This is a genomic window from Streptomyces sp. NBC_00637 (assembly GCF_045161545.1).
In the GTDB taxonomy this organism is placed as follows: domain Bacteria; phylum Actinomycetota; class Actinomycetes; order Streptomycetales; family Streptomycetaceae; genus Streptomyces.
In genome coordinates this window covers 5,956,874-5,976,861 of the sequence record NZ_CP109046.1, presented here as the reverse complement: position 1 = coordinate 5,976,861, position 19,988 = coordinate 5,956,874, and the positions used below count along the sequence as shown (strand labels likewise).

Annotated in this window: 9 protein-coding genes; 6 read left to right on the top strand and 3 right to left on the bottom strand. The window is 68.0% G+C overall.

Translation table 11 applies throughout. From position 1 onward, the window contains the following. Positions 1–242 precede the first annotated feature (242 nt). On the bottom strand, positions 243–6,479 hold the full coding sequence (locus tag OG440_RS26185; protein WP_406009226.1) for an RHS repeat domain-containing protein: 6,237 nt from the start codon (positions 6,477–6,479) through the stop codon (positions 243–245). Positions 6,480–7,133: 654 nt separating this feature from the next. Here OG440_RS26185 and OG440_RS26180 point away from each other — a divergent pair. Together OG440_RS26180 and OG440_RS26175 are read left to right on the top strand one after the other, a co-directional pair. After that, on the top strand, positions 7,134–11,375 hold the full coding sequence (locus tag OG440_RS26180; protein ID WP_406009225.1) for an FG-GAP-like repeat-containing protein: 4,242 nt from the start codon (positions 7,134–7,136) through the stop codon (positions 11,373–11,375). An 87-nt stretch (positions 11,376–11,462) separates the two neighbouring features. Then, positions 11,463–12,602 (top strand): acyltransferase family protein, encoded by a 1,140-nt coding sequence (locus OG440_RS26175; protein WP_406009224.1) that lies wholly within the window; start codon positions 11,463–11,465, stop codon positions 12,600–12,602. 42 nt (positions 12,603–12,644) lie between these two features. On the opposite strand, the gene OG440_RS26170 is transcribed toward OG440_RS26175, so the two are convergent. After that, complete coding sequence (locus OG440_RS26170) at positions 12,645–13,001, bottom strand: hypothetical protein (RefSeq protein WP_406009223.1); 357 nt, start codon at positions 12,999–13,001, stop codon at positions 12,645–12,647. Here OG440_RS26170 and OG440_RS26165 point away from each other — a divergent pair. From OG440_RS26165 to OG440_RS26155, 3 genes are all read left to right on the top strand, one after another. After that, the gene (locus tag OG440_RS26165; RefSeq protein ID WP_406009222.1) at positions 13,000–13,125 is read left to right on the top strand and encodes a hypothetical protein; all 126 of its coding nucleotides are present in this window, start codon (positions 13,000–13,002) and stop codon (positions 13,123–13,125) included. The genes OG440_RS26170 and OG440_RS26165 overlap by 2 nt on opposite strands. A gap of 112 nt (positions 13,126–13,237) precedes the next feature. Then, positions 13,238–13,678: a hypothetical protein gene (locus tag OG440_RS26160; protein ID WP_406009221.1), complete on the top strand. Its 441-nt coding sequence runs from the start codon at positions 13,238–13,240 to the stop codon at positions 13,676–13,678. 134 nt (positions 13,679–13,812) lie between these two features. Beyond that, positions 13,813–15,948, top strand: coding sequence for a hypothetical protein (locus OG440_RS26155; RefSeq protein WP_406009220.1), 2,136 nt, complete (start codon positions 13,813–13,815; stop codon positions 15,946–15,948). 54 nt (positions 15,949–16,002) lie between these two features. Here OG440_RS26155 and OG440_RS26150 read toward each other — a convergent pair whose 3' ends face one another. Further along, entirely contained in the window at positions 16,003–18,057 is a 2,055-nt protein-coding gene (locus tag OG440_RS26150) for a bifunctional glycosyltransferase 87/phosphatase PAP2 family protein (protein ID WP_406009219.1), read from the bottom strand. A gap of 368 nt (positions 18,058–18,425) precedes the next feature. On the opposite strand from OG440_RS26150, the gene OG440_RS26145 reads away from it, so the two are divergent. Beyond that, positions 18,426–19,913, top strand: coding sequence for a DUF2330 domain-containing protein (locus tag OG440_RS26145; protein ID WP_406009218.1), 1,488 nt, complete (start codon positions 18,426–18,428; stop codon positions 19,911–19,913). The last annotated feature ends 75 nt before the right edge of the window (positions 19,914–19,988 follow it).

The window sequence follows — 19,988 nt, the reverse complement described above, 5'->3', positions numbered from 1 at the left end:
CGTCCGATAGTCGATAACGAAGCCGGCCCATTCTCCGATTAGCTTTTTGATGATCGCAAGCTCATCCGGCTCATATTCCCGATCCAATTCACCTCCCGCGTCACCTTCCACCCAGACCACGGACCCCCCATGAGAGACGATTATCCGACCATCTCGAAACTCCACAACCATGCCACATTCGGCCAATCTGGCATGGATATCTTCGATAGTTACGAATCTTGGAACACATACGATAAGTGCGTTCATGGCGCAATCAGCCCCAACAGATCTTGCATGGAATCGACACCGATTGCGCCTCGCCCGTTCACTTCTTTGATGACGCTCGGACGCAGTTTCGGACCGTATACAATCACAGGCTTGTCCGTACCCTCCTGAGTTCGCGTGACCTGAGCTCCGGACCCTTTCCCCGGGCCCGATTTAACTTGAATAACCGCATTCTTCAACTCAATATCGAAATCGGTCAACGTTGATCCGTCCGCACGACTTACGTGAACATTTACATCCTCTACGAGGCCAGGATACTTCGCCTCAATAGAGTTTGCGAGATCACCCACGAGCGGATCGTCTGAGTTGAAGACCCTCGACCCTGTCGATGACCCGGAGGATTCGCCGCTGGTTTCACTGAGCGCTTTACCAAGCCCCTCATTGATGTGGCCGATACCATCAGCCGTCCCAGCCGCACCTATGCCGACCAAGGCTGTGCCGCCCGCTGCGGCAGGTACCCCGACAGTGCAGCCAACGAGCGTCAAAAGACAGGCAGCACCGCCGCCTATGACCATATCGCCACCTAGGCCCATGAGGGCCATGCTCCCGCCGACCTCGGCAGCACCCCACCAGACTTCCGGCTTCGAGAAGATGGCATAGCCGTAATCAACAACGACATGAGTAGCGCTCTTCACCCATCCCATGAGGTCGCCGCTGTCCCCGTTTCCGGAGGTGGAGTTACCGCCGCAGTTGTAGCACTCGTCATTCTCCTTATAGATCGTGTTGGCAGATTTCTTCTTCGTAGGAGCTTTACCTGGCGTGGTGTTCTCGTATCCCGCCCCCGGCCGAGTGGGGCAATCGAAGTCCGCGCAAAGTCCCGATGGATCGCTGACGGTGACGGGGTTGTTGTTGGCGTAGCTGTAGCCGTGGACCTGCTGGGGGTTCGTCAGGACCAAGACAGGGTCGACACTGATGAAACGGCCGGTCACGGGGTCGTATTCGCGTGCCCCTAGATGAGTCAGGCCTGTGTCAGTGTCCTTCGTGCCGCCGACGAAGCCCTTGTCCCCCGCCCAAGGGGAGGACTGTGTGCCACGAGCAGTTCCGAAGATTCCTGTCTTGCGGCGGGTGATGGCCTGGGGGGCGTCGGCGGTGACCTGCGTGGTGGTCGTGCCGTGATGGTCTGTGAGCAGGAAAGTCAGCTTGCCGCCGGTACGCATGGCCACGGTCTGACTACCTGTGCCGTAGTAGCGGGTGCCGGTGGCCTTGCCGGCCTTGTCGACGTTGAGCTCATTGCCACCGGGGAGGTAGAGCGTCGTGCCCGTGGAGTCGGTGCGGGTCAGGCGCTGGCCGTCGGTGTCGTACGTGTAGCTGGTGGTCTGGCCGTTGCTGGTGACGGTCTTGAGGTGGTCTTCCTCGTCCCAGACCAGGTCCTGGCTGAGCGTGGTCGTAACGCCCTGCTTGTAGGTACGGGTCTTGGTGCCGCCGGTCTCGGTGTAGGTGTAGGACTCGGTGCGCGGATCGGTGCCGGTCTGGGTGACGCCGGGCAGGTTGTGCTTGCCCGTATCGGGTGCGGCGTAGGTACGGACCGTGTCGGCGGTGGGACCCCCGGCGGTCTGGTGCTGGGTCTCGGTCTTGCGATTGCCCACCGCGTCGTACGAGTAGCTGGTCCAGTACGGGTCCTGGCCACCGACCACGTCACCGGAAGGAGTAGCGGCGCACGTACTACCCGTGTTCGTCCAGGCTTCGGTGATGCGCGTGAGCGCGTCGAGGGTGAAGCACTGGGTATCGGTGGTACGAGCCGCGTCCTGACCGTAGTTGGTGGTGATCTGCGCGATGTTACCGGCCGGGTCGTACGTGTAGTGGGAGTCCTCGATCCTCTGCGGTGCGGTGTCACGGTCGGTGTAGGCGTCGGTCAGCGCGCCGGTGTGGTCGTCGTAGACGCTGGTGGTCTTCAGGTGCTGGGCGAACTTGCCGTATTCGAGGACGGTGTTACGCCCGTAGTGGTCGTAGGTCGTGTTCGAGATCAGCGGGTCGCTCTGCGCGCTGAGAGTCCGCAGCAGGCCGGCGCTGTCGTAGTTGATGTGGACCGATTCCTCGGGCAGGCCACCGAGTGCTGGATGCTCGGTCTCCATGAGCTGGCCTGTGTTGTCGTTGTAGTAGCTCCACCACTCGTAGCTGCCGGCGGGCACGCCCAAGCCGGCAGGGACGGTGACCTTGGTTCCGGCCGGTTGGTCGAAGGCGCTGTAGTCGGTGATCTCGGTGACGTAGGCCTTGCCGTCGATATAGCGGGTCGTGGTGGCGAGCTGGCCCTTGGCGACATCGTCGTAGGTCCAGGCCGACAAGGTAGTGGTGCCGTTCTTGACCGAGGTGCGGCGGCCCAGATCGTCGTAGTCGGTGTGCAGGGTGATGTTGCGGGCGTCGGTGGTATCGGTGACGCGATCACCTGCGTCGTACTTGGTGTGGGACTCTCCCTTGTCCGGGTCGACGACGACGGTCTGGCGACCACGAATGTCGAAGCCGTAGGTCCACTTGGCCCCCGACGGGTCGGTGACCTCGTCGAGGCGGCCGAGTTTGTCGTAGTGGTAGCCCATGGACTGTGAGGTCGTGCGTTCGGCGTTCGTGTACTCCTTGAGCTGCACCGTGCGGCCCAGGGCGTCCACCACTGTCGTGGTCGCGGTGCCGCCCTTGGGCGGGATGACGGTGGTGCTGTCGCCCGTATAGGTGGTCGTGATGCGCTTCGTCTCGTCGCCGAACTTCTTGGCGATCACCGCCGTCGGCCGGCCCGCACCGTCGAAAACGGTCTCGGTGGACGACGGGTACTGCGTGTCCTGTCCGGTCACCAGCACAGGCTCGGCGGCACCGGTGCTGTAGAACGTGCCTGAAGAGCGCCATGCCTCGCCACGGGTGTTGTAGAACGCCTCCGTCACCAGGCGCCCAGCCAGGTCCGGGGACTTGGCCTGAGTCTGGCGCTCGCGCAGCAAACCGTCGTAGAAGGCATAGCTGGTCTGGTACTCGGAGAAGTGGTCGAGGAACTTGGTGGTGACGACGACGGGACCGTCAGTGCGGACCTGATACGTGTAGGAGTAGTTAGGCGCGTCGGGGAATTCGGTGGCCGAGCGGGTCGGAAGCCAGACCTTGGCAGCTCGGCCAAGGCCGTCGTAGGTCGTTGAGGTGACCCGACCGTTGGCATCGGTCACCTCGAGCGCCTGGCCTCGCAGCGGGTCAAGTCTGGTCGTGATGGTGTGGCCGAGCGTGTTGGTCACCGTTGCGGTGGTCGGGTTCTCGCCCACGGGAGGGACGTACGACGAGACGGTGACCTTGCCGAAGGCGTCCGCTGTCGCCAGCGGGCGACCGTACTGGTCGTAGCAGAGTTGGTTCTTGGTCGCGCCGCAGGCGTTGGGGATAGAACTGGTTGTGTCGTATCCGGTGCCGCTGCCGTTGATCCGCTCGGTTCTGGTGATCAGACCCTTGGTGGGCGCGATACCGAACGCTGCGCCGTCGTAGGAGACGCGGGAGTCATCGATGATGTCGTCGGGGCGCTCGACAGTGGCGTTGCACAGCGCGGCTACCGTCTCTGTGCGAGAGATCGTGCTGAGGATCCAGGCCGATGTATTGCGCAGGTAGGTGGTGGTCGTGCAACTTTCGTCACCGACGGTGGTGCCGTCCCCGGTCTTGGCGGTGTCGCCATGTTGGGAGACCTGGGTGACCATGCCGTAGGCGTCGAAGCCGCGGCTGGTCTTGGTTGTACGGATACCGCCAGTGACGGTTGTGCGGGTCTCTTCCGTCGCCGTGCCCGTGTGATACGCCTTCAGGTCGGGCAGTTCGGCTTCACTGCGTGCCCGTGTCGCGGTCTCTGCCGAACGCCACGGGGTGTAGGAGGTGGCGGAGACGAGCGCGCCTCCGTCCCCGTTGTAGGTCGCGCTTTCTCGCACCGCGCCGGCGAACTGCTCCCGGTCGACGACCGCGACGCCTGCGGAGTCCTTCACTTCGGCACCGTCGATGCCTCGGAAGTAGCGAGTCTCGGTCAGAGTCCGAGCGTCCGCGCCGGCGCCCTTGCGGGTCTGCACGCGCTCATAGCCGCGCGAGACGGAGTAAGTGCGATCCTTGGGCTTGGTGAACTCCTCCGTGCTCTTCGCCCACTTGGCGCCGCCGACATACGTGTACTGAGTGACAGTGTCGGGAGACTCGACGAGGTTGTCACCTTCGATGACCCGCTGGACCGGGTAAATGTTGAACCAGTCCTGCTTGGCGTCTTCCCCCTCGAAGGGCCACTTGACCGGGTAGCAGCGGGTGGTATTGGTGCCGTCGGCCGGAGGAAGGGTGGTGGCAGTGCAGTCCGGCGTGTAGTAGTCGACACCGATGGTTCCGCCGGTCTCGGTCTTGATCTGCGACATACGCAGCCGGATGAACGGGGCCAGGCTGTCGTAGAGCTTGTCGACACGATTGGGCTTCTGTACGCCTTCGAAGGTGACCGCAGGCAAGGTGACGGCGGAACCAGCCTTGCCAGTGTGCTGGATGGAGGCAAGCCACATCGGGGTGGAGATGCCGTCCCCCGAGGAAGGGAAGGTCTGCGCGAGAGTCCAGCTGTCGACGTCCTTGTACGCGCCGCCCGTGAGGACCTTGGTGGTGATGGACGCCAAGCGCTTCTGGGACCAGAACGTCGGGGAGTACTGGTCTTTGCACTCGGTGGAGCCGTCCTTGCAGTACTGGTCGTAGGGGACGTCCGGCCAGTTGGCGGCGTTGACCTCGTCGAAGGTGCAAGACGTGAGGCAGCGGGAGGTCACGCCGAAGTGGACCTGGCCCATGGCCTTGGCCGAGTAAGCCGTGTCGAAACGCAGGCCGTAGTCGACGCGCTCGAGCCAACCGCCACGCACATAGGGAGTGACGGTGGCCTTGCCGGTCGTCTCGGAGACGTTCCGGCCGTAGTTGTTGGACTCCTTGGACCAGTAGTAGGCCATCGCGTTGCCGCGTGGGTCTACGACGTAGTCCAGTTGCCAACGCCAGGCCTGCTGGCACCAGCCGGAGGCAAACGAGGAGTTGTAGCAGGGCTCGCCCGAGTGATTGCCGAAGACCGGAGCTGTCCACGCCGAATTGGTCACCGGGTCGTCGGCGGCGGTGCCGTTGTCGCTCCAGCCCGGAAGCTTGTTGCGGCCGAAGAAGTACTGGATGCCGTCGGCCGTGGTGACCTTCCAGTACTCACCCTTGCCGTCGATGCCTTCCGTTCCGTCGTCGCCGTTGGCGGCACCTGTGAGCTTCTCGACCTTCTCGTTCGCGTCGGAGACCGGGTGCCATCCGCCGTCCGCACCGTGGACGAGTTCGACCGTCTTGCCACCCAGCGACAGAGTGGCGTTGTCGCTGTACCAGCACTGATCGCCGACCTTGGTGGTGTTGGTGGCGCCGTCCTTGTCCTTGTCGACCTCGCAGGACTTGTAGCGGCGCTCGATGTACCCGGGTTCCCAGTCCCAGCCGTCACCGATCCACGAGGGCTGATTATTGGAGGCCGAGGTGCGGCCGTCCACAACCTGCGAGTTGTAGCCGAGCGACACGGAGGGTTTGAGCCCGCCCGGAACCGCAGGCGTGTCGATCGGGTACGACCAGGAGAATCCGCCGGTCGAGCCTCCTGCGCTCCAGGCGCCCGACGCCTGCAAAGAGGTCGCCTTGTAGTCACCGCTCGCACCCGAGGCCGCAGCGGTGGCTGCCAGCACTGTCGCTCCGGACATTGCCGCCGCCTTGGCGCCAGAGGGCGACGTGGCGGTGGCTGCGGACAGGGTGGCCGTCGCGGTGAGCGTGCTCGTCTTGGTGTCGTTGGTGGTGGGTAGTGGTTCACCGATGCGGCAAGCGGGCTTGTCCGGTGTGGTCAGCGCGCAAGCCGGCAGCTGCACCAGATGCAAGCGGGTTGCCCAGTCACCGCCGTAGGCGCCCTTGAAGGAGTTGTAGTCGACCTGTACTGAGGTGGCGCCTGCGGCAGAGCTGCCGTCAGCCCGAGCGACGGAGAACAACAGGCCCTCGACGCCTGCTTTGCGGGCGGTCTTCTGGTCGGCGAGCGTGACGGTCGCCTTGCCGGGCGGCTGGGCACCGGACCGTTGGTCAGCCGGCGGGATTGTCAAGGCAAGAGGGAGCGAACCAGCCCTCCTGGCGCCTGACTTGGCGGTCGCCGAGTTCAACTGCACGGTGGCAGTACCGGGCTCCGGCCAGGTGACCTTGGGAGCCTTCCAGGGGCGCGCCTGATCGGGCCGATCGTCCGTGGTACCGACAGCCATCCGCTTCACTGCCACGGTAGGCGGCTGCTTCGGCTCGGGAAGACTGACTCCCTTACCGGATGATGCAACCGCCACGCTGTTCGCAGGAAGCATTCCCAGTATGAGGGCAGCAGAAATAAGGCCGCCCCATCTACGCGCGCCGTACCGGCTCACGCCCCACCCCTCGTTAAGGCAAACAAAGCCCACAAAAGGTAACAGGAAGATCAGCCGCGGGAAATAGATTCCCCACTCGATGCACGCCGAAACAACCCGAAACCTGAACCTGCCGACGCGGCATTTGAGAGGGATGTGAGATTTCTATGGATCGGTAAAGTTCCAGTTCAGGCCATGTTTACTGGATCTGGTCACGTCGCCCAATTGTCCACCTTCACGCCCAATGAACATATTCTCCATACTTTTCCGTTGCCTCTCAGCGGCACAACTAGCGAGATGCCCGACCGCGTCACTTATAGAGTTGCGTGAAATCAGGACACAGGGATAGGGGATTGAATCGTGTCCAGAGAACATGAGGGCGGGGCGCTTTTCCGAAGGCGCAGATTCCGGTTGCTGACAGGTCTCGTCGCCGTTGCCATCCTGGCTCCTATATCACCTGCCGAAGCAGCCGAGGCCACACCTGCACAGACAGCAAAGACGCTCACCGCAGCCTCCGATCCAGTCGCCGACGGTTCGATGACCGAGAAGGACAGGGCCGTTGCTGATGCCGAGGCTTCCGGTCAGCCCATCGAGGTGATCTCCGCTCGCACGGAGTCGAGCGACACCTGGGCCCAGCCGGACGGCTCGTTCTCGGTCAAGCGGTACGGCAGCGCCGTGCGGGTATGGCGGAGCGGGGCGTGGGTGGGGGCCGACCCCACCCTCGCGTTCGCCACCGACGGCGCCGTGGTTCCCAAGGCAGCAGCGGTGTCGGTGCGCTTCTCCGGCGGTGGCACCGGCCCCATGCTCACCGGAAACCGCGACGGACGCACGCTCTCGCTGACCTGGCCCAAGGCGTTGCCCACTCCCACACTGGTCGGCAATGTGGCCACCTACGCCGAGGTGCTACCCGGCGTGGACCTTCAGCTGAAAGCCGAGGTGGAGGGCTTCTCTCAGCTGCTCGTGGTCAAGAACGCCGAAGCCGCCAAGAACCCGGAGCTGACCCAACTCCAGTTCGGCATCAACACGGTCGGTCTCGATGTCTCCAAGGACAGTGAGACCGGGTCCCTGGAGGCAATCGACCCGGCCGGGCAGACCGTGTTCACCAGCCCGACCCCGATGATGTGGGACTCGAGCCAACCCACCAGTGCCCAAGCGCGGCAGTTGATGTCCGCCTTCACCACGACCGCGTCGACCACGGAGGACGTCTTCGACCCCGGGGCCGGGGCCAAGGACGCGGCCATGGAGACGTCCGTCAGCAGCGACACGCTGACCATCACGCCGGAGCAGGACCTTCTGACGGGGGCTGGGACGACCTACCCCGTCTATATCGACCCGACCTGGTCCAGCAACGTCCGCACCCACTGGACGAGGGTCTACCAGGCCTACCCCAACACATCGTTCTGGGACGCCAAGGAAGTGGTGCGCGTCGGGTACGAAGCCGAGACCGGCGGCCTGAACCGCATCTCGCGCTCCTTCTTCGAGCTCGACACCAGCGCCGCGCAGGGGGCGCAGGTCAAGTCTGCCACCTTCCGGATCCACAACACCTGGTCCTGGTCCTGCCAGGCCCGCGAGGTCGAGTTGTTCGAGGTCGGTGACATCTCCGACAAGACCACCTGGAAGAACCAGCCCGCCCGGATCGGGTCCGTACTGGATACCGTGAATGACGCAAAGGGCTGGAGCAGCGACTGCCCGGCCGGCAACCTGGAGTTCAATGCCACGAACGTCGTCCGCAAGGCGGCTGCCAATGGCGACGTGAGCGTCAACCTGGGCATGTACGCATCCAGCGAGACAGACACCTTCAGCTGGAAGAAGTTCGACCCCAAGACGGCCGTCCTGGAGATCGTCTACAACCACCCTCCCAAGGTCCCAACCGGCCTGGGCACCTATCCGAGCAGCAGTTGCACTGCGGGCAGCACCATCGGCAACACCTCGGTCAGTCTCTACGCGAAGGTCGACGATCCCGACGCGGGCAACCTGACCGCCGAATTTCAACTCTTCGCCTCCGGCTCCACCACACCGTACGGAATCAGCGTGCCAGCGTTGCGCGGGCGCGTCGCCACCGTCGCACTGCCGACGGACAAGACGCCCAGCGGGACCTACACCTGGAAGGTGCGGGCAAAGGACTCGGACGGTGCCTATTCGGCGTACAGCAAGACCTGCACCTTCAGTATCGACCGCGCTCGGCCGAGCAAGCCCCCCGTCATCACTTCCGATGGCAACAAGTACCCCAATGGGGACAACGGCTGGCCCTCTCAGACGGGGCCGGCTCGTACCACCGCTCGTTTCCTGCTCGCCCCCAACGGTGTGACCGACGTCAAAGCCTATTACTGGTGGACGGACACCGACCCCAACCTCAACGAAGCCTCTACGGAGGCTGCCTGGGCAGACTTCCCCGTCCCCTCATACGGCCCGCATCTGGTGTACGCATATAGCGTCGATGCAGCCGGCAACCGTTCCGACACAGCCACCTACCTCTACTACGCCACCCGATCCGCGGACAAGGATCAGCCCGGCGACCTGAACGGCGACACCTTCAAGGACATCTGGAGCACTGACTCCAACGGCACCCTCCTCGCCCACGCCGGCCAGGGGGAAAGCCAGTTCTACGCCGCAGCCAACGCAGGCGGGACCTTCCCGGGCCAGCAGGTTGGGCTGTCCGGTGACTGGACGGAAGACGGCTACAACGACCTCGTCTCCCTCGAGTACAACGCCAACACCAAGAAGAACAACCTCCGCGTCTACGACAACAACGGCAAGGGCAGTATCGATCGCGATCAGTACGTAGAGCTGCAGGTCAGTTGCCCGGTCCCCAGGAACGGAAAATGCAAGGCCAGGCCTGGCTGGGAGGGTGACGACCACTGGTACAACGCCGAACAGGTCACCACAGGAGGCGACCTCAACGGCGATTCCTTCCCTGACGTCCTTGTCAAGCAGGGCACCAAGCTCTGGGCCTATTACGGCGATACCGCCGGCGTTCTCGACGGCGTCGCACCCCCCTCCCTCGTGGGCACCATCGACTGGGGCAAGTTCACCGTGGTCGCCCCCGGCGATCTCAACGGCGACGCCGTCCCCGACCTGCTGCTCCGTGACGGCGCGACCGGCGAACTCTTCCGCTCCTACGGAACGAAGATCGCGGACGACGGCAAGCTCAACCTCGCCACCTGGGGAACCGACCGCACCAAGATCGCCACCGGCTTCAAGAAGGCCGACTACCCCACCCTGGGTACCTCAGGTGACCTCACCGGTGACGGCGTCCTCGACCTCTGGACGCGCAAGGCCGACAACACGATGGCCGGCTGGCCCGGCAAGGTCACCAATGGTCAGATCGCCGGTTTCGGGAGCGCCTTCACCATCGACGGCATCACCGGCGGCATCCGCATCGCGCCCGGCACGCAGCTCACCTCCGGCCAGTCCATCACGTCCAACTCCGCCACCCTGACCATGAAGGGTGACGGCAACCTCACCGTCACGTCCAAGGCCGGCGTGGTCGTCTGGCAGTCCAAGACCTCGGGGAACCCGGACGCCACAGCCCGGGTGGGGTCCAACGGCAACCTCACCGTCTACAGCGCGGACGGCCTGACCAAGCTGTGGACCACCGGATTGACCGCCGACACCAACCCCAACCTGACCGGCGAGGGCTACGTCCTGCTCCAGGACAAGGGCAATCTGGTCGTCTACAACGCCAAGAGCCAGGCCCTGTGGTCCAACGGCTCCGGTATGCGCCACGACTACAACGGCGACGGACGCAGCGACCTGGCCTGGTGGAACGACTTCGCCGCCGGAACGGATGCCACCTACAGCCTCCTGACCAACTCCGACGGCACCTTCAAGGAACCGCTGAAGTCGTACGCCGCCGCGGTCGGCGTGTACGAAGCCAAGTACATGAAGTTCGTCACCGGCGACTTCAACGGTGACGGGCGCGGCGACATCGCGGCGCTCCACCCCAAGCCGGACACCAGCCTGGAAATGCTGACCTTCCTGGGACAGGCCAACGGAGGCTTCGCCGCGCCGCTGACCTCCTGGACCGTCAAGGCCAACGTCATGCACGCCACCTACATGACCCCGGAGGCCGGCGACTTCAACGGTGACGGACGTGACGACGTCGCCATCTGGTACGCGTACCCCGACGGCACGACCAAGCTGTTCACCCTCACCGCCAACGTGCGCGGCGGCTTCGACAACCCCTTCGAGTCCTTCTCGGCACCCGCGGGCACCTGGCTGCGCAGCCGATGCAAGTTCACCACAGGTGACTTCAACGGTGACGGGCGCGACGACCTCTCCGTCTTCTACGGCCAGGGCGACGACACCATCCGCACCCACACGTTCCTCGCCGGCGTCACCGGCGGTTTCCAGAACCCGACGTCCTGGTGGTACACCGGCTCCCTCGACTGGGATCAGGCCACCCCGCACGCAGGAGACTTCAGCGGCGACGGACGCGATGACATCATGATCTGGTACGCCTACAACGACGGCAGCGACAAGGTCTCCACCATGCTCGCCGAGTCTCTCTCCGGCCAGGACCAGTTCGGTTCGGCCAAGGTCACCCTCGACGGCAAGCTCAGCTGGAACATCGCCCAGACCCAGCTCGCCACCGGTGACTTCAACGGCGACGGATACGACGACCTGGCAGCCCTGCGCAAGCAGGACACCAACATCCAGACCTGGACCTGGACCTGGTCCGGCGCGGACGCGACCTTCAAGGGCGGCGTCGCGGGCTGGTCCGCACCCACCAGCACCTATCCCTACGAGCCCATGAAACTGGTCACCCCCTACAACTGAACCTCGCCTTACCTGTACGGGGCACGCGGCACCACCGCGTGCCCCGTACGCTTTTCCCGGCATCGCCCTGACCATGAAGGACGCCCATTGCCCGCCGTACCAGCACCCACACCCGCCCCCGGTCGCGACCGGCTGCCGTCGCTCACCGGGCTTCGGTTCTGGGCCGCGTTGCTTGTCGTGCTGTATCACCTGTCCCGGCAGGTCGGGAGCGTGCCGGGGGTCAGTGATGCGGTGTGGTACGGGCGGAGCGGGGTGACGTTCTTCTTCGTGCTGTCCGGTGTCGTGCTCGCCTATACCTACGAGGGGGCCGGCGTCGCCGTACGGGTGTTTCTGTGGCGGCGGTTCGCTCGGATCTGGCCGTTGCTCGCCGTCAGTGTCGGGGCGTCCGTCGGGGTGTGGTGGGCGGTCATGGGCCGGGCCGTGTCGGTCAAGGCGGTGGGGGCGACCCTGCTGCTCGTGCACGCGTGGTTTCCGCAGCCGGTCATCTTCACCGGGGGGAATCCGGCCGCCTGGTCGCTGAGTGACGAGGCCTGGTTCTATCTGACGTTCCCCGTGTTGCTGGCCGTGCTCGCCCGGCGACGCGTCCGGGTGTGGGGATGGACGGCCCTCGGGGTCAGCCTCGTCGCGCCGCTGCTGTGGGTCGCGCTGTCCGGGCTGTCGGCCACCACCCGCACCTGGGCGCTCGACTATCTGCCGCTCACCCGTTCCCTTCAGTTCGTGCTCGGCGTGGTGGCCGGGCTGGCGCTCAAGCGCGGTTGGCGGTCGCCCGTGTCGCTGCCGGTGGCCGTCGGGCTCGTCGTCGGCTGGCATCTGGTGCTGATCCCGTGGTCGGGCGCGGTACCGGATGCCGTCTGGTACAGCCCTTACTCCGCCTCCCAGTTGTTCTCCGCGCCCCTCTTCGCCGCTCTGATCTGCGCCGCTGCCCGTGCCGACCTCGATGGGCGGCGGACCGGGCTGGGCGGGGCCTGGATGATCCGGTTGGGGCACTGGTCGTTCGCCTGGTACTTGCTCCACGAGATCGTGATCCGGGTGGCCGTGTTCGAGTGGGGCAAGCCCGCGCCCGGCGGTGAGACGCTCGTGTTCTGGGCGGGGGTGCTGGTCGTCAGTCTCGCTCTCGCGGCGCCTGCCTATCACTGCGTCGAGCAGCCCGCGGAGCGCCGGCTGCGAGGCCTCGTGGGGCGACCCTCCGCAGTCGCCCGCCCCTCCGTCGAGGTGACCGCCAGGTGAGGGTGAGCCGACGCAATACGGCCGCCGTCCGCCGTCGGCGGCTCAGAGCGCCGAGGTCGGCCGCCGTCGCTGCCAGAGCCGCCGCAGCCGGACGAGTGTCGCCCAGACCGCCGCGATCAGGCCGCCCACGGCGAGGAACGCCAGCAGGACCAGCATCGGGTTGACCCAGAACGGCACGAGGTCGTACGCGGCGTTGCACTTGTCGTGCAGTGGGAAGACCTGCGACGGCTCGCGCCAGTGCTCCGCCCGGTAGGCGTCGTCATAGGGCTCGCCTTCGATGAGCGTGCAGGTCTCCTCCACGTCCAGGCCGCCCGAGAACGCCCCCCAGATCCAGACGAAGAACATCACGGCGCACGACAGCGCCGAGAGCAGCAGCCAGAAGAGCGGGCTTCGCCGCATGAACCACACCCTCGCGGTCGCGAAACTCGCCTTGGCCGCACTCGCCTTGGCCGCACTCGCCTTCGCGACCCTTGCCTTCGCGACCCTTGCCTTCGCGACCCTCGTGTTTCCGCCCATCCCGTGATTCTCCCCGCCCGGTGATCAGAAGGCTCCGTCACCTCCAACTGCCGTCTGTACCATGCGTTTTGTCCCGCGTGCGGACAGCGGGTCAGGCGACCACGGGGAGGGGACCGGACATGCTGAGCGAGGCGTTGACCGCGGCTGCGGCCGGTGGGGGGATGGCCGTCGTGCAGTCGGCGGGGGCGGACGGCTGGGCCTGGTTCCGGGTGCGGTGTGCCCGGCTCGTCGGGCGGGGGGACGCCGACGCCGAGCGGGAGGCGATCGAACGGCTCGACCGGACGGCGGCGGTGCTCGCCACCGTCGACGAAGGGGAGCGGGAGCGGCTGCGGGCCGTGCACGCGGTGTTGTGGCAAGGGGAGTTCGCCTCGCTGCTCGAGGCCCTCGCGGACGACGAGCGGGAGCGACTCGTCGAGCAACTCGTGCAGCTGAGGAGGGAGTTCGGCGCCGAGGACGGACCGGCCCGTGGCGCCGTCGGCGGCAACACCTTTCACGGGCCCACGGCCGTCCAGACCGGCGATCACAACCGGCAGGAGAACCACTTCGGGTCCGGCGGATGACCGACGCCGGCAGCGCCGAGGCGGACCCCGGCGACAGAGACTCGGGGGGCAAAGACTCGGGGGGCAGAGACACCGGCGACGGAGAGACCGGCCTCGGTGGCTCCGGCGGCGGTGACTCCTTCCCCCGTCGACCCGTGTCCGATCACCCCGTCTCCGGCAACTCCGTTTCCGGCAACTCCGTTTCCGGTAACGCGTTTCACGGGTCCGCCGCCTTCCAGGTCGGTGACCACAACACCCAGAACATCCATCACCACATCACCCACTCGCCGCCCACCCACACCTCGTCCACCACCGTGGACCCCCTCGACATCACCGCCGACGAACTCGCCCGTGTCGTCGGTGCCCAGTGGCAGGAGGAGGCCGGGCTGCGGCGGTTGCTGGAGCCCGCGCCGCTGCCCGTGCGGTGGCGGGTGAGCGATCGGAAGGTGGCGGGGCGGGTCGTCGGGGCGACGGGGGAAGGTGCGGGGCGGGCGCGGTTCGGGCCGTTGCCGGGGGTGGGGGCGATCACCCGGGAGCGGCTCCGCGACGGCGGCGGTCTGCGTGAACTGCACGCCGTCTACGGCGGGTTGGCCTCCGGGCGGCTGTTGCTCGTCGGGGCGCCGGCCGCCGGGAAGACCGCCGCCGCCGTGCTGCTGCTTCTCGACGCGCTCGTCCATCGGGCCGCGCAGGTCGCGCCCGCCGACCGGGCTCGCGTGCCCGTGCCCGTGCTGCTGTCGCTCGACGGGTGGAACCCCGGTGAGGAGACCGCCGTCGAGTGGGCCGCCGACCGGCTCGGCCGCGAGTACACGCTCTTCCATGGGAAGGGCGGACGCGCCCGCGCCCGGCAACTGCTCGAACAGGGGCGTATCTCGCTCTTCCTCGACGGCCTCGACGAGGTCACCGGCAGGCTGCGCGGGGCCATGGTCGGCGCGCTGGAGACGGCGCCCTTCCGGCTGGTGCTCGTCTCGCGGGCCAGGGAGGCCGTGCTCACCGCGAAGAAGGCCCGGCTGGGCGGTGCTCTCGCGCTGGAGATCCAGCCGGTCCGGGCCGCCGACGCCGCCGGGTATCTGCTGAACCGGCTGCCCGCCGAACCGTCGACGGCCTGGCGGGCGCTCACCGGGCGGCTGCTCACGGAGGCCGGACCGCTCGCCCCCGACCCGCTCGCCGCCGCCCTCGCCGGACCGCTCGCCATCGCCCTGCTCCGCGACGTCTACGGCGACGACGACCCCGTCGACGAACTGCTCGACGCCGCCCGGTTTCCCAGCGCCGCAGCCATCGAGAACCATCTCCTCGATCACGCGGTCGTGGCCGCCTACACCCGGCGCCCGGGACACCCCCGCCCGCGCTACTCCGCGACGACGGCCGAACGCACGCTCCGGTACATGGCCACACGGCTCACCCAGGAGGACACGCGCGATCTGCGCTGGTGGCACATTCCCGGCTGGACGGGCCGACGGCCCCGGCTGGTCGCCGTGTGGATCGTCTCCGCGGTGGTGTGCGGGCCACCAGGCGTGATCATGGCCTGGAGCCTGAGCCCGTCTCTCCCGATAGCGGTGATCAGTACTCTGTCGGCGATCGCGGGCGGCTACGGGATCGCCCTCCAGTTCGCGGCACGCAGCGTCCCGCAGCCGCTGTCGAGCGCGGGCTGGCGCGACATCTTCACCCGGCGGACGGTCGGGGCGGGCATCGCGCAGTGGCTGTTCGTGGGCACCGCGCTCGTCCTGCTGATACCGCTGCTGGTCGACCACTCCCCGCCGTACTGGTTCTGGTACCTGGTCACGTTGCCGCTCGGTTTCGGCGAGGTGCTGGCCACGGGGCGGGGCTACGAGATCCTCTCCCGCGCTCCCTTCCTCTCGGTGGGCGTGGGGCGCTACGACATGGTACGTGAGGATTTCGCCCGGCCGTCGGTCGCCGACACCCGGTCGGTGAGCCCGCGTGACGTGTGGCGGCACCACATCGGGCTGCGTCTCTTCCTGGGGCTGCTCACGGGCTTCGCCCTCGCGCTGTACATCGGCCCCATGGTGGCCTGGTCGACATCCTGGCCGCGCGGAGCGGAGTTCGCGCTGACGGCCTTCCTGTGGACCGGCGCCACCTCGGGCCTGGTCGGCAACCTGGCCGTCGCCACCGCCCTCACCGCCCTACAGCTCCACCACGAGGAGGGCACCCCCGTACGGCTCGTGCATTTCCTGGAGGACGCCCGCCGCCGCAATCTGCTGCGGGCGACGGGCCCCGTCTACCAGTTCCGGCACGCGCGGCTCCAGGAGCGGCTGGCCGCGGAAAAGCCCACCTGAGCGATCGGCTCGGCGGCCCACCTGAGCATTCGGCTCGGCGGCCCACCTGAGCGATCAGCTCGGTGACGGCTCCTTCTCGGCCCGTGCCGGTTCGGCCGCCGCCTTCACCGCCGTCGCCGTCGCGAACCGCGCCCTCGGCCCCATGAACAGGTAGGACAGGCCGAAGCCGCCGACCACCACGAGTGCGCCGCCGGCCGCGTCCAGTACCCAGTGGTTGCCGGTCGCCACGATCGCCGACACCGTGAACAGCGGGTGCAGCAGGCCCAGCGCCTTCATCCACCACTTCGGGGCGACGATCGCGATGACCAGCCCGCACCACAGGGACCAGCCGAAGTGCAGGGACGGCATCGCCGCGTACTGGTTCGTCAGTGCCGTCAGCGTGCCGTAGTCGGGCTTGGAGAAGTCCTGGACGCCGTGCACGGTGTCTATGACGCCCAGGTCCGGCATCAGGCGGGGCGGGGCCAGCGGGTAGAGCCAGAAGCCGACGAGGGCCAGCAGGGTCGCGAAACCGAGGGAGGAGCGGGCCCAGCGGTAGTCGACGGGGCGGCGCCAGTACAGGATGGCGAGGACCGTCAGCGGGACCACGAAGTGGAAGGACTCGTAATAGAAGTCGAAGAAGTCCCGCAGCCACCCGACCTTGACCACCGCGTGGTTGGCCCAGTGCTCGATGTCGATGTGCAGGAACCGCTCGATGTCGAGGACCTGCTGCCCGTGGCTTTCCGCCCGGACCCGGCCCGCGGAGTTCGAGCCGCCGGTCGCCGCCAGCCGGACCTGCTGGTACGCCGCGTACGTCACGCGGATCAGCAGGAGTTCGAGGAGGAGGTTCGGGCGGGTCAGGACCCGCTTCAGGAAGGGGAGCAGCGGGACGCGCCCGAAGCGCGTGGGGACCGGCTCCGCGTACCGCGTGGCGATGGGCGTGCGGTAGTACGGGGAGGTGCGCGGCAGGAACGGCACGATCGTGGCCGCCGCCAGCGCGGCCAGCAGAACCGCGTTGTCGCGCAGCGGGTACAGGACCGCCATGTTCGGCAGCATCATCTTCGCCGGGAGGGTCATCACCAGCAGGACGGCCACCGGCCACACATAGCGGTCGGAGGCCCGCTTGCCGACCCGGCCCACGACGGCGAGCAGCACCCACAGCAGCTGGTGCTGCCAGGTCGTGGGCGAGACGACGATCGCCGCGCAGCCCGTGAGGGCCACCGCGAGCAGCAGCTGGCCGTCGCGGGCGTAGCGGACGGCACGGCGGACGCCCAGGGCGGCGACGGCCGCGCCGAGCGACAGGAACAAGCCGATCTCCAGCGGGCCGGAGAGGCCGAGGCGGAGCAGGGCGCCGTGCAGGGACTGGTTGGCGAGCGCGTCGGCCTCGCCGCCGAGTCCGACGCCCGCCATGTGGTGCACCCAGTAGGTGTACGAGTCGTGCGGCATCGCCGCCCAGGCGAGCGCGGTGCCCGCGGCGAACGTGGCGCCGGTGGCGGCCGCGGCGCGGCGGCGTCCGGTGAACCACAGCAGCGCGGCGAAGAGCAGGACGGTGGGCTGGAGGGCCGCCGCCAGGCCGATCAGGGCGCCGGCCGCCCGCCAGTCCCGTACGACGAAGCCGCCGAGCAGGACCAGCAGCACCGGCATGACGCTGGTCTGGCCGAGCCAGAGGGCGTTGCGCACCGGCAGCGACAGCATCAGCAGGCTGATCGCGACGGGTGCGGCGAGCAGTGCCGTGCGTCTGCCGACCGGATGCGGCAGGGCCCGCGCGACGACCAGGCCGAGGGCGGCGACCAGCAGCAGGGTGCCGAAGGTCCAGCCCCAGCCCAGGGCCTGTTCGGCCGCCCGGGTGAGGGGTTTGAGGACGAGCCCGGTGAAGGGCGTGCCCGTGAAGCGCGTGGAGTCGTAGAGCGAGCCGTTGACGTGCAGCACGCCGTCCGGGCCGACCCAGGTCTCCAGATCCGTCAGTCGTTCCCCGCGCGGGGTGCCGACGACGACGGCCACCTGGCGTACGGCGAGGACCACCGCCAGCAGCCAGAGGCCGAGGCGGGCCGCGCGCAGCCGCGCTCTCACCCTGTCGGCCGCCGTCGGCCCGAAGGGCTCCGCCGGTCGCCCGCTGTGCTCCGCATTCGCCACGCCTCGTCGGCCTCCCGCCGCGTTCGTCCCACGCGTCCCGTGCACGAAGTCTCCTACCGCACCCTATGAGGCTCGCACCGCCCCGGGGGGAGAGACGCAGGCCATCCCCACTTCACCTGACGTCCGCTCTCCTTTTGTCCGGAAGACGATAGTGCTCCCGGGGGTCGGACGTTCCCGCGGCCGGGATGCGAGACAGGGCGCGGGACGAGGTTCGGGGGGACACGGGGGACGGTCAGGGGATCGTCAGGAAGCCGTCAGGGAACGGGATTTGGATCAGGCCTCGAACGGAACGGGGGCTTCAGCCGTACCGTCGTTGCCACCACAATGCGCGCTGGCGGGTACGGAGAGTGCTGGAGAGGATACGAGGCATGGTCGGTTTCCTGCGGGGACGGCGGGCGCGCGGAAAGCGGTTGCGCGGACGGATCACGGCCGTGCTGCTGGCGCTGCTGGCGATCCAGCTCGGTTCGCTCGTCGCGCCCGCCTACGCCTGCGGCTGCGGTGCGCTGCTCCCGGGCGACCAGCGGCAGGTCGTGGTCGGCCGTGAGGTCTCCGCGGTGCGCTGGGACGGCGCGCAGGAACAGATCGTGATGCGGCTGACGGTCGGCGGGGACGCCGAGCGGGCCGCCTGGATCATGCCCGTGCCGCACCGGGCGACGGTCGGGCTCGGCGATCCCGAGCTGTTCGACCAACTGGCGGCGGCCACGGCCCCCGCGCACCGCACCCGCCACCACTTCTGGCCGCAGGACGGCGACTGGCCGCTGACCGCGGGCGGCGACACCACGGGCCCGCCGCCGCCCGGGGCGGGGCCCGCCTCGGGCGTCGGCGTGATCGGACGGGAGCGGCTCGGCCCGTTCGACGTGGCCCGGCTGACCGCCACCGACCCGGCCGACCTCGACGACTGGCTGCGCGCCAACGACTTCACCCTCCCGGGGAGCCTGGAGACCGCGCTCCAGCCGTACGTCGACCGGCGCTGGGAGTACGTGGCGATCCGGCTGACCCCCGAGAGCACGGGGACAGCGCTGCGCGGCGAGCTGGAGCCGCTGCACCTCACCTTCGCCGCCGACACCCTCGTCTACCCGATGCGGCTGTCCCGGCTGGCGGCCACCCCGCAGTCGCTCGGCCTGTACGTCCTCGCCGCCCACCGCATGGAACCGGCCTCGCGGATCGGCGGCGAGCGGCCCCGGGTGACGTTCGCCGGGCCGCTCGGCAGGACGACGGGGCCGCTGGCCGCGCTGGCCAAGAGCACACCGTTCCTGACGGCGGTCGCCCAGGACTTCCCGCACCCCTCGGAGATCTCCGGGGACCACGAGCTGCGCCGGACGGCGACGGACGCCGCGTACCGGCAGGTGATCTACGAGGACCGGCTGCTCGCCCTGGCCGGCATCCCGGTGTGGCTGCTGACGGTCGTCGGCGGACTGGCCGTCGCGAACACGGTCGCCGTGGTGCTGGGCATCCGCTGGGGCCGCGCCCGCCGGGTGACCCTGCCCCGCCCCCGACACGCCTCACGCTTCCGGCCGGCGCCCGCCACCGCAGAGGGGCCGGAGAGCGGGCCGGGGGCCACGGCGCCCCCCGCACCCCCCGTGCCCCCGCGGCCGCCGTCCCTTCGCCGTACTCCCCCTCGGCCCGCGCGGCCGCCCGTCCCCGCTCCTCCCGTTCCTCCGTCGCCGGGCACCCGCCCCGTCGCCGCCCCCGCCCCCGTGCCGCCGAAGCCGCCCGTGCCGCCGCGGACACCCCCCATGCCGTCCGCTCGCCCCACTCCCGCCACTCCCGCCACTGCGCCCACTCCCCCCGCGCCGCGCGGCGCGCCTTCCGTGTCCTTCGCGCCTCCCGCCGCACCCCCTGCGCCGAACGGCTGAAAGGCCCGGCCGGGGATCCGTGGGGCTCGACTTAGCATTCCTGACGAGACATACCGCCGGATATGTCAGGTACAC

Coding starts and splice junctions, on each gene's coding strand:
- OG440_RS26145 (WP_406009218.1), top strand. CDS start 18,426: ATGGTCGGTTTCCTGCGGGGACGGCGGGCGCGCGGAAAGCGGTTGCGC.
- OG440_RS26180 (WP_406009225.1), top strand. CDS start 7,134: ATGACCGAGAAGGACAGGGCCGTTGCTGATGCCGAGGCTTCCGGTCAG.
- OG440_RS26170 (WP_406009223.1), bottom strand. CDS start 13,001: ATGCGGCGAAGCCCGCTCTTCTGGCTGCTGCTCTCGGCGCTGTCGTGC.
- OG440_RS26165 (WP_406009222.1), top strand. CDS start 13,000: ATGAACCACACCCTCGCGGTCGCGAAACTCGCCTTGGCCGCACTCGCC.
- OG440_RS26160 (WP_406009221.1), top strand. CDS start 13,238: ATGCTGAGCGAGGCGTTGACCGCGGCTGCGGCCGGTGGGGGGATGGCC.